The 11,976-nt window shown below is 31.6% G+C and carries 10 protein-coding genes; 7 read left to right on the forward strand and 3 right to left on the reverse strand.

All coding sequences use genetic code 11. The features are described from left to right. Window positions 1-149: 149 nt before the first annotated feature. Window positions 150-1,319, reverse strand: a complete 1,170-nt coding sequence (locus Q0516_RS09330) for an ABC transporter substrate-binding protein (RefSeq protein ID WP_294465122.1) — start codon at window positions 1,317-1,319, stop codon at window positions 150-152. A gap of 219 nt (window positions 1,320-1,538) precedes the next feature. Here Q0516_RS09330 and Q0516_RS09335 point away from each other — a divergent pair, with 219 nt between their 5' ends. The 4 genes from Q0516_RS09335 (at window position 1,539) to Q0516_RS09350 (ending at window position 7,563) form a co-directional block, all read left to right on the forward strand. Further along, window positions 1,539-2,840: a folylpolyglutamate synthase/dihydrofolate synthase family protein gene (locus tag Q0516_RS09335; RefSeq protein WP_294465124.1), complete on the forward strand. Its 1,302-nt coding sequence runs from the start codon at window positions 1,539-1,541 to the stop codon at window positions 2,838-2,840. Between the two features lie 123 nt (window positions 2,841-2,963). Continuing rightward, window positions 2,964-3,419, forward strand: coding sequence for a MarR family transcriptional regulator (locus tag Q0516_RS09340; RefSeq protein ID WP_257480839.1), 456 nt, complete (start codon window positions 2,964-2,966; stop codon window positions 3,417-3,419). 24 nt (window positions 3,420-3,443) lie between these two features. Then, window positions 3,444-5,726: an ABC transporter ATP-binding protein gene (locus Q0516_RS09345; protein ID WP_294465128.1), complete on the forward strand. Its 2,283-nt coding sequence runs from the start codon at window positions 3,444-3,446 to the stop codon at window positions 5,724-5,726. Continuing rightward, the gene (locus tag Q0516_RS09350) at window positions 5,719-7,563 is read left to right on the forward strand and encodes an ABC transporter ATP-binding protein (protein ID WP_294465130.1); all 1,845 of its coding nucleotides are present in this window, start codon (window positions 5,719-5,721) and stop codon (window positions 7,561-7,563) included. The genes Q0516_RS09345 and Q0516_RS09350 overlap by 8 nt, the downstream gene beginning before the upstream one ends. Before the next feature lie 51 nt (window positions 7,564-7,614). Here Q0516_RS09350 and Q0516_RS09355 read toward each other — a convergent pair whose 3' ends face one another. Then, a complete protein-coding gene (locus Q0516_RS09355; RefSeq protein WP_294465133.1) occupies window positions 7,615-9,396 on the reverse strand; it encodes a leucine-rich repeat protein in 1,782 nt (593 codons plus the stop codon). Window positions 9,397-10,153: 757 nt separating this feature from the next. Here Q0516_RS09355 and Q0516_RS09360 point away from each other — a divergent pair. Then, entirely contained in the window at window positions 10,154-10,351 is a 198-nt protein-coding gene (locus Q0516_RS09360) for a hypothetical protein (RefSeq protein WP_007049627.1), read from the forward strand. Between the two features lie 263 nt (window positions 10,352-10,614). Here Q0516_RS09360 and Q0516_RS09365 read toward each other — a convergent pair whose 3' ends face one another. Then, window positions 10,615-10,851, reverse strand: a complete 237-nt coding sequence (locus Q0516_RS09365; RefSeq protein WP_294465140.1) for a hypothetical protein — start codon at window positions 10,849-10,851, stop codon at window positions 10,615-10,617. Window positions 10,852-11,019: 168 nt separating this feature from the next. Between Q0516_RS09365 and Q0516_RS09370 the strand changes: the two genes are divergently transcribed. Both Q0516_RS09370 and Q0516_RS09375 read left to right on the forward strand, forming a co-directional pair. Beyond that, window positions 11,020-11,376, forward strand: coding sequence for a helix-turn-helix transcriptional regulator (locus tag Q0516_RS09370; protein ID WP_294465143.1), 357 nt, complete (start codon window positions 11,020-11,022; stop codon window positions 11,374-11,376). A 27-nt stretch (window positions 11,377-11,403) separates the two neighbouring features. Then, window positions 11,404-11,976: an ImmA/IrrE family metallo-endopeptidase gene (locus tag Q0516_RS09375; protein WP_257480567.1), complete on the forward strand. Its 573-nt coding sequence runs from the start codon at window positions 11,404-11,406 to the stop codon at window positions 11,974-11,976.

Genomic DNA, 11,976 nt, shown 5'->3' on the forward strand with positions numbered 1-11,976 from the left:
CCCCCATTATTTAAATTATTTAAAGATATTGTTAAAACCATATACTATATCGTTTTAATTATAGCCTTAAACTATAGTAAAGTGGTAAGTATCACCTACCACTTTACTTAAAATTTATTTAATTATACAATAAATTTCAAAATATTAAATTATAGTTTTGTATTGAATGTTGCTTTACCGTCTTTGAATTCAAGTACAACTGTTTCCTTTACAGGGTTATGCTGTTTATCTATAGATAATGTACCCGTAACGGCTTTAAAATCTTTTGTAGATGCTAAAGCTTCAGCAACTTTTTGAGGATCGGCACTTCCGGCTCTCTTGATAGCGTCGCATGCAAATTTAGCTGCATCATAACCCAATGTTTCAAAAGCACCCGGGTTTTCATCGTTGTTTGCTGATTTATATGCTTTAACGAAGTTTTGAACTACATCTGATTTATCATCGGCAGCATAGTGATTTGTAAAGTATACATCTTTTAGAGCATCTTTACCTGCTGTTTCAAGCATTGAAGGAGAATCGTATCCGTCAGCACCTAAGATAGGAATATCTATACCAAGATCTCTTGCTTGTTTTATGATTAGTGAGCATTCTGTATAGTAACCAGGTAGGTAGATAACATCTGCTTTTTTGTCTTTGATTTTTGTAAGAACAGGTGCAAAGTCTTTATCCTGAGCTGTGAATGTTTCTGTTGAAACTACTTTTCCGCCATCCTTTTTAAATTTAGCTTCAAATGCTTTTGCAAGACCGTTTGAATAGTCGTTTGAATTATCAGCTAATACGATAGCAGATTTAGCGTCTAATTTTTTAGAAGCGAATTCTGCCATTTTACTTCCTTGAAGTGTATCTGTGTAGCAAAGTCTGTAAATATAATCCTGAACGGAACCGTCTTCTTTCATCGTTATGTCATCAGAAGTACCTGAACAAGTTATCGCTGGAACTTTATATTGATTTGCAGCCGAGATAGTAGCTTTGAATGCACCTGATGTAGCAGGTCCTATCATAACGCTAACGCCTTCTTTTGAAGCAAGTTTTGTAGCGGCACTCATAGCTTCGTTGTTATCCGATTTATTATCTATCTTAACAACTTCAACTTGTTTGCCGTTTACTCCGCCGTCTTTATTGATTTCGGCAACAGCCATTTCAATACCCTTTGTACAAGCTTGTCCGTAAGTAGCTACATCTCCGGAAAGTTCATAGTTAACACCGATTTTTATAGTGTCTCCTTTACTTTCAGACTCGCTTCCTCCGCAGGCGGTAAAACCAACAAGCATCATTGAAGCAAGAACTAAAGCTGCTGCTTTTTTCATAGTTTTTTTCATTTTTATTACCCCTTATTTAATATAATTTTTCCTATATTTTCCCATCTTATCTTTCAAAGAAAATACTAATAATTGTTATTATATTACCCTTACAATTTTCTTTTGTCAAGTCAAAATGATACAATTTTCAGAAAATTAAAAAAATATTATATATTAAGTATTTTTATTACGAATTATGCTATAATTATCCCTAAGTTTTTTGTAGAAGGAGACACTATTTTGAATTATAAAGAAGCAATAGAATATATACACATGACAAATAAATTCGGCTCCGTTTTGGGACTTGATAATATATTGAATTTACTGGATAGGCTCGGTAATCCTCAGAAAGATTTAAAAGTCATTCATATAGCAGGTACCAACGGTAAGGGGTCCATTTCCACCATGATGAATAAGGTACTTATGGAAGCGGGATATGATGTGGGGCTTTATACCTCCCCTTTCCTTGAAAAATTCAACGAAAGGATAAAAATAAATAACAATGATATCCCTGACGAAGACATTGCACATTACTTAACTGAGGTAAAAGAAAAAATAGATGAAATGACAGCTGAAGGGCTTAATCACCCTACGGAATTTGAAATAATAACTGCAATGGCACTTTATTATTTTAAAGAAAAGAACGTGGACATCGTTATTTTGGAAGTAGGCTTGGGAGGAAGACTGGACGCTACAAATGTCATTGATGCTCCTATTTTGGAAATCATAGCTTCCATAAGTTTTGACCATACCGAATACCTTGGAAACACATTAAAACAGATAGCTTATGAAAAAGGCGGGATAATAAAAGAAAACAGCAAGGTTATTTTATATCCCTCTCATAAAGAAGCTTTGAATGAGCTTATCAGGATATCAAAAGAAAAAAATGCTTCATATTATTTAACAAATAAAGGCGATATAGAATTAATAAAAACAGATATTAACGGAAGCGAATTATATTACAAAAAAGAAAATACATTCGGTCTTGATAAATTCAGCTTATCTCTATTGGGGAAAAATCAGATATACAATGTACTTACCGTGATAAAAGCCCTCGAAGTATTAAAAAAAGATGGTTATAACATAAATAAATGTAATATTGAAAAAGCCCTTAATAATATACATTTTAATGGAAGATTTGAAGTATATAGTAAAAATCCTTTCATCATACTCGACGGAGGTCATAACAAAGAAGGGGTTGAAAGTTTTGTTGATAACATCAAATTATATTTGAGAGACAAAAAAATAGTTTTATTCTTCGGCATGTTAGCCGACAAAGATATCGACAGTGCTTTAAAAAAACTCATACCTTTGGCTAAAAAGATATATACACTGACTCCGAATAACAACAGAGCATTTACAAGCAAAGATATGTATGAAAAGATAAAAAAAGTCGATAATCATATTGAAGTGACTTACTTGAATAATATTAGTGAAATACCGGATTTAATAGATAAAAACAGCGACGAAACGTATGCTTTTGTAGGTTCTTTGTATATGATAGGAGAAGTAAGGACAATATTAAAAAAGCTTAAAAATTAATTTTAAATTAAAATAATAAAATCTATTGACTTTTATATATAGCAAGACTATAATTAAGCAACAAAATAATTAAGCAACTTAACTATTTGTTGCTTTTTTTATTTTAAAGAGAGGAATGATTAAATGAAAGAAGATAATGAAACATTAAAAAAAGAGCTAAAGGAATTTGTTTATTATCTGCACTCCATTAATAAAATCTTTACTCCGAAAATGGACTGTCATCTTATTCTGCCGAAGTCGGAATTCTTTCTGCTCTCAGTACTCTTGAGGGAAAAGAAAGAAAACGATGTCGATGGTATTTACCCTTCAGAAATAAGCCTTAAAAGCAGACTTTCCAGACCCGCAATAACACAGACTCTGAATAGCCTTGAGAAAAAAGGGTATATCATAAGGGTACTGGAAGAAAATGACAGAAGGAAATTTAAAGTGAGTATCACCGAAGACGGCAAAAAAATCGTAGATGATGCTTTTGAGGACAGGTTTTTACAATTAATGGAAATAGCCAATAAACTCGGAGAAGAAAAGTTAAAGCAGCTTTTGGATATCTTAAAGGAAATTGTGGAAATTTATAAAAACTAAACCAAAGAAAGGAAAAGACATAATATGATAAAACTTAGAAAATACTTAAAACCATTTGTTTTCTCGATCATATTTACCATATGCTTCTTGCTTGTTCAGGCAAACTGTGAATTATCACTGCCCGATTACATGTCAAAGATAGTAAACTATGGTATACAAAACGGAGGGATAGAAAACAACATCCCAAACGTAATTAGAGAAGACGAATATGAAAAAGTAAAATTCTTCTTGGATGAAAAAGACCAGAAAGACTTAAATAAACTTTACACAAAAGTAACTAAGAAAAGTTCTGATTATAATGAATACAAAGAAGAATATCCGATTCTAAAAAAAGAAAATGTATTTGTTTTAAAAGATGATGCGGATAAAGATATAATTGAAAAACTAGATACAGCTGTAGGCAAAAGTGAAATAATCGTTAGTTCTATAGATAATCCGGAAAAAATAAAAGATCAAAACTTATTTAGCTTGGATACCGACAGCGATAAAATGAAACAAATGCAGAATATGCAGCAAATGCAGGGTATGACCTCGGGTAAGACTGATACATTTACAATGATAAAGAACATGCCCGAAAAGAATTTGAATGAATTTAAAGATAAGATTTATACAAGTCTTGATAAGATACCGGAAACAAGCATAAGCCAAGTTGCCGGAACTTTTATAAAGAGCGAATATAAAGCTGTCGGATTAAACCTTGAAGACGTTCAGTCGTCATATATATTTAACATCGGAATTAAAATGCTACTTATAGCTTTATTATCTGCGATATGTGCGATATGCGTAGGTTTCCTTGCCTCAAGAGCAGGTGCGGGAGTTGCAAAAGCACTTAGAAAAGATGTATTCGGAAAAGTAGAAAGCTTTTCAAATGCAGAATTCAATAAATTCGCCGTTTCATCATTGATAACAAGAACGACCAATGATATCAACCAAGTGCAAATGCTTATAACGATGGGTATGAGAATGATTTGTTTTGCGCCCATAATGGGGGCAATAGCGATATTTAAAGCGCTTGAATTCAGTGCTTCAATGAGCTGGATCATCTTACTTGCAGTAATACTTATTTTAGGTTTTATGATGATAGCTTTCTCTGTAGTGCTTCCAAGATTTAAAATAGTTCAAAAACTTACGGATAAGCTGAACTTGGTTGCCAGAGAAAACTTATCGGGATTAATGGTTATAAGGGCTTTCGGGACCGAAGATTTTGAAGAAGAAAGATTTGATGAAACAAACAAAAGCCTAACCAAAACAAACTTATTCGTAAACAGATTTATGATGTTCCTATTTCCTTTCATGATGATAGTTATGAACCTCGTTCAATTACTGATAGTATGGGTAGGAGCAAATCAAATAGAAGCAAGTGCACTTCAAGTCGGAGATATGATGGCATTCATCCAATATGCAATGCAGATAATCATGTCATTCCTGATGATTTCCATGATGTTTATAATGGTTCCGAGAGCAAGTGTTTCCGCAAACAGGATAAACGAAGTATTGGAAACAGAAGTGGAACTTAAAGACCCTAAAGAAGAAAAAGAATTTGATGAAAATAAAATAGGTGTTGTAGAATTCAAAGATGTATCCTTCGCTTATCCGGGTGCAAGCGAATATGTCCTTCATCATATAAACTTTACTGCAAACAAAGGCGAGACGACTGCTATAGTCGGTTCAACGGGAAGTGGTAAATCAACATTGATTCAACTTATACCTAGACTCTTTGAAGCAAGTAAAGGTGAAATACTAGTCGATGGAGTCAATGTAAAAGATATAAATCAAGACCATTTAAGGGACAAAGTAGGATATATCCCTCAGCAAGGTATATTATTCAAAGGTACAATAAAATCAAACCTCCAATACGGTAAACAGGATGCGACCGATGAAGAAATGAGAAGAGCTTGTGATATTGCTCAGGCTAGTGAATTTATCAATGAAAAACCCGAAGGATTTGAAACGGAGATTTCTTCCGGAGGTACGAACGTTTCAGGCGGACAAAGACAAAGACTTTCTATTGCAAGAGCTATTATAAAAAATGCCGAAATCTATATATTCGATGACAGTTTCTCGGCTCTTGACTTTAAGACCGATAAAAATCTCCGTTCGGCTTTAAATAAGGAATTATCTGATGCAACTATGATAATAGTAGCACAAAGGATCAGTACGATAATGCATGCAGAAAAGATCATCGTATTGGACGAAGGAGAAATCGCAGGGATAGGTACACATAAAGAACTTATGGGAAACTGCGATGTATACAAAGAAATAGCCTTATCTCAATTATCAGAAGAGGAGGTTAGAGACAATGAGTAATGAAAACAGACCAAGAAGAGGTCCTATGGGCAGAGGTCCCGCTATGATGAGAGGCGGAGAAAAAGCCAAGGATTTCAAGGGAACTATAAAAACTCTTCTAAAATATTTGGGTTCAAAGAAACTTAGTATATTTATAGTATTTATATTTGCGGTTGTATCGACAGTATTCAGTATTGTCGGACCTAAAATCTTAGGAAAAGCAACAACTAAAATATTCGAAGGTGTTATGGGTAAAATCGCAGGAACGGCAACGGGCATAGACTTTACTTATATAGGAAAGATTCTTATCACCTTAGTAATCCTATATTTAATATCCGCACTCTTCTCATATTTGCAAAGTTTTATTATGACAGGAGTTACTACTGATCTAACTTATAGACTAAGAAAAGATATCTCTCATAAGATAAATAAATTACCGCTTAAATATTATGATAAACAGACTCATGGTGAAGTATTATCTAGGATAACAAATGATATAGATACGATAAACCAAAACTTAAATCAGGGGCTTACACAAATAATCACAAGTATAACTACGGTAATAGGTATTTTATACATGATGGCAACAATAGATCTGACTATGACATTGGTAGCTATCCTGATAATACCGGTATCAGTGATATGTATAATGATAGTAGTCCATTTCTCACAAAGATATTTCAGAAGTCAACAGGAATATTTGGGACATGTAAACGGTCATATTGAAGAAATGTATTCAGGACATATAATCGTTAAAGCTTTCAACAGAGAAAATAAATCTATAGAAGAATTTAACGAATATAATGAAACATTATATCATTCTGCTTGGAAATCTCAATTCTTATCAGGAATGATGCAGCCGATAATGAACTTTATCAGCAACCTTGGATATGTAGTTATATGTATAATCGGCGGTTACAGAGCAACAAGAGGACAAGTAACAGTAGGCGATATCCAGGCTTTCATACAATATGTTAGAAACTTCACACAGCCTATAACTCAGCTTGCAAATGTATCAAACATACTACAGCAAACTGCGGCATCGGCAGAAAGAGTTTTCGAATTCTTGGATGAAGAAGATGAAAAAGAAACGACTGACAATCCTGTTACGGTCGATGTAGAGAAAGTAAAAGGTTCTGTAGAATTTGAAGATGTATGTTTTGGTTATGAAAAAGATAAACCTATAATAAAACATTTTTCTTCTAAAATAGAACCCGGACAAAAAATAGCGATAGTCGGTCCTACGGGAGCGGGTAAAACCACTATAGTAAAACTTCTTATGAGATTTTACGATGTAAACAGCGGTAAAATCAAAATCGACGGGATAGATATAAATGACTATAAACGTAGAGATTTGAGGCAAATGTTTGGAATGGTCTTACAGGATACATGGCTATACAATGATACTGTAATGAACAATATTAGATACGGTAATTTAAATGCCACCGATGAAGAAGTAGAACAAGCAGCGATTGCGGCACATGTGGATCACTTTATCAAGACAAATGTAGATGGATATCAAATGGTACTTAATGAAGAATCAAGCAATATTTCAAGCGGTCAAAAGCAGCTTTTAACTATTGCAAGAGCACTTCTTGCAGATCCTAAGATACTTATTTTAGATGAAGCAACAAGTTCCGTTGACACAAGAACAGAAAAATTAATAGTAAAAGCTATGGATACTTTAATTCAGGGAAGAACAAGTTTCATTATAGCTCATAGATTATCTACAATTAAAGATGCTGATCTGATACTTGTTATGAGAGACGGTAATATTGTAGAACAGGGAACACACGCTTCACTTATTGAAGAAAATGGTTTCTATGCAAATCTATATAATTCTCAGTTTGAAGAATAAATAATAAAAAAGAACCTTATAAAGGTTCTTTTTTATTAAATTAAATATCGTCTATTTCACCCTAACCCTAACAACCCTAGAAAAACTAGACTTATACTTTCCGCTAACTCCCCTTACCTTATAATAATAAACCCTTCTCCCCTTTACTCCCTTATCCACATAACTCCTATTTCTCGTCACCTTTATCCTCTTATACCCGCTCCTCTTCTTAGTCGATCTGTATATCTCGTACTTACTCGCTCCCAAACTCTTACCGTAACTTATTTTCGCCTTCTTCTTTGTGCTCTTTAACTTTACTTTTGCTATCTTCTTCGGGTATACTTTTATCTTTACCGTCCCCTTCTTCCCGCTCCCGTCTTTCGCTATCACACTCACACTGCAGCTTCCCGCTCTCTTCCCGCTAACAACTCCCTTTGAACTTACACTGCATACTTTACTGCTTGAAACATATCTAAACGTCTTATTATAAGCACTTGAAGGCGATACACTTATCGACATTTTATATCTATTCCCAACCTCAAGCCTCTTACTTCCCGCTTTTGGTTTTACTTTACTCACATATATTAACTTCGGTATCTTTGTTATATTTATCCTGCTCTTACACCTGCTGCAATGTCTGGATTTCTCTCCGTAAGACTTATATGTAGACTTCTTATCCGTTACATATCCTCCGTAACTATGTCCCAATGCCTCGCTATTCTTCTGTGTAACAGGTAAGGAACAATATATACACTTCTTAGTAACAGTCCCTATTGATGTACAAGTTGCTTTCTTGTAAACGATATTATCATCACAATAATCATGAGCTCTACATTTCTTAAATTCCACTTCCACGTTATAATCTAAGTTACCGACAGTAAACTCATAAGGTTTTGAAATATAGTATCCGTTTACTTTGACTTTATATATATTACCGATATCACTGCTTATATTTATTTTTATCTTGCTTCCGACTTTTACAGATACTGCTTCTTTTATTATATCATCTCCGCACCTTAATTCTGCACTTCCGCCGGAATTATACTTTAAACTCAAGGAAACATACTTATTCGTTATATCCTCACTTGGATATATATCATCGGTTATTTCCACAATAGAATTATTATGTATCTTAAAATCATCAGCCACACCCTTTAGCGCATTCTTACCTATACCGGTAACACCTCTCGGTATTGTAATACTCTTCAAAGAACTGCAGCCGCTAAAACAGCTTTCACCTATAGTTTTCAGATTTTCAGGAAGACAAATACTTTCAAGTTTCTTACAACCATAAAAAACACTTTCTCCTATATCTGTTATATCATCCGTCATCGTTATATTCCTTAAGGATATACACCCGAAAAAAGTATTTTTTTCTATAGTTTTTATCGAGCAGGACAGATTTACATTTTCAAGAGAAGTACATTTATTAAATGCACTTTCGCCTATCTTTTTTACTCCCTGAGGTATATTTACAGAAGTCAGACTTTTACAATCCGCAAAAGAATTTTCGTCTATTTCTTTTAAATTTTTATTAAATATTACTTCCTTTAAATTTGAAAGAGACGAAAATGTATTTCTTGATATTTTTACTAGACTTTTATTCAACGTTACTTTTTCTATATCAGACCAACAAAAAGAATATTCCCCGAGGCTTACAACTTTCTTACCACATATTTCATCGGGAATAACTACTTCTTTATCATTTCCCATATAACTTTCTATTTCAATATTTCCCTCAGAAAGTTCTTTATATGTATACTCTTCGTTCGACGCCTTTACAACGCCTCCTCGAAAAGATAATATTACTAACACAAATATTATAATACCAAATAGTCTTACGGATTTCTTCATCTCATACTTCCCCCTATTTTATACTACTTTAATATTCTACTATCCTACTAAATGCTTCTTGTACGAAAAATAGGGTTATTTATGTTTTGATTGATTTTTTATCCTTTTTTGACTCCTTTTTGTCTTATTTTTAATCTTCTCTTTACTTTCTTTTTATCTACCTCCTAATTATTCTTTCTTTTACCTCATTATTTTTTACATTACTTTCCTTTCTCTTTTACTCTCATTCATCGTTCCTCCTTACTTTATTATTACTTCTCCTTATTACTAACTTATTATTCTATACTACTTTTATTCAGCATTACCTTATATACTGATTTTTACTTCCTTTATTACTTATTTATCTCATTAAAAAAAGTCCTTTATATGGACTTTTTTACCTTATTCTATTTGAAATATTTCTTTAATAAATATTTTTCTATTTTTACTTCTTAATTTTATTTCTATTTCAATTAAGAATAAAAAACAGTTACTGTAATTTTCATAATAATTTTTTATTAGTCAATAATAAAATATATTTAATTTTAAAATAAGAATATTTTTCCCTTTATATCTTTATTTTGGGTTATACCATCTAAAATTTTGTCTTAATGTTAAATAATATCCATAACAAAAAAAGAGCTTATATACAACGATTTAATTATAAGTTAGATATTTTAACTAAAAATAATTATTAAAAAAATGAAAATAAAAATAATAAATTATATTTTGAATAATTAATTTTAAAAGGAAAAAAATAATTTAAAAGGAGGATATTATGAAAATAAAAAAAAGCGATTTAAATCCGCCGGAAACAGATTTCATGGAAAATAATCATACGGCCTCACAGACAGAATGCACGGGATTGATGCAAAACATACCGAGAGACGAAGCAGAATTAGAATCTTATCAGGACTTATATCAGATGGAAGTCCCAAATAAACAGCAAGATGAACTAGCAGACTTACAAGAATAAAAAATATAAAACTAAGGTATTAGTGGGATAGTTTACTATGTGCATTTATTTATGAACTTTTTTTATTGTATACCTTAGTTTTATATTTATGAAAGAACACTTAACAAAGAATATTATTATGGAAATTATTTTTGTAATATACTATATGTTCCAAATCATAAATACTATTTATTAACTTTAAATCTTCATCTAATGCAAAAATTATTTTATATAATATATATACCTCGTCTTTAGACCATCCCATAATAACACCCTCACCCCAACTATTTAAAATTTTTTGGATCCTTATTTAAGTCTAAAAACTCATCCGTTTCTAGATTTCTATTACCCAAATTGATACTTTTATTTAAACAATTATATTCAATACCGGTCTCTTTACAAATATCATTTAAATCTAAATTATTATCTGTTACATATTTAGATAAATTATTTGTCGCTTTATCACCGGACTTTCCACCAACATTGACATTACAATCTTTTTTATATTTTTTATTGAACATTATTCAGACCTTTTCCTCAATTTGAAGAATTTTACTAATATAATTATAATCTTCATGTCAAATATTGTCAATATATATTCTTCAAAACGAAGAATATCTCGGATATATAATAAATTGTTGACAAAAAAGTGACTTTTTACTATCATTTAATTATAAGGAGCTGAGAATATGAATAAAAAACAAATATCTTTAAAACTTAAAGAGCTTCGCCGAAATAATAAATTAACAATAGAAGAAGTAAAAGAGTTACTCGAAGAAAGAGATATAAATGTAGCAACAAAAACTATATATGGCTGGGAAAGCGGAATGCGATTGCCTTATCCGGATATATTTCTTACTTTATGCGATATTTATAACGTAGAAGATATTTTAATAACTTTTGGTGTAAGAACCGACAATCATAAAATCGAAATTAAAATGATAGCCAGAGAAGACGGGTTAAGCTCACTGGATATGAGTAAAGAAGAATTAAAAAAGTTTAATAAAAACACTTTTTTGGTTACATCTGATACTAATTTAATTTAGAAAATCTAATTTACAATCTAAAAAGAAATGACTAAAGAAGAATATAAAAATATCAGAGATTTGGCATGGTATATTTTAAGAGAAACAAAGGTAAATAAACTACCGGTAAATATAATAGAAGTATGTGCTAAACTAGATGTTAAAGTTCGCAGTTATGATAATGATCATCATTTTGCTAAAAATTATAAGAATGGATTTTCTATAATATTAAATAACAGCGATAAAATAATTTTCTATAATAAGGCTATTAAAAACAAATACAGAAACAGATTTACCATTGCACATGAACTGGGTCATATAATGCTGGGACATAATACAAACGAAAACAATAAAGAATATAAAGCAATGGAAACAGAAGCAAACATGTTTGCAATAAGGATTTTAGCGCCTTTGTGTGTTCTTCATGAAATAAAACTTGACTCTGCGAAAGAATTAGCAGAAATTTGCGCTTTATCAAAACAAGCCAGTAATATAAGATTTAAAAAATTTGAAAAAGCAGAGATAGAAAACAATTTTTATTCGGATCCCAAAGAAGCTAAATTAGTAATGCAATTTGAAAATTTTATAAAAAAATACATAAAACAAAAGTTAAAAAAATGA

Source organism: uncultured Anaerofustis sp., assembly GCF_938029165.1.
Taxonomy (GTDB): domain Bacteria; phylum Bacillota; class Clostridia; order Eubacteriales; family Anaerofustaceae; genus Anaerofustis.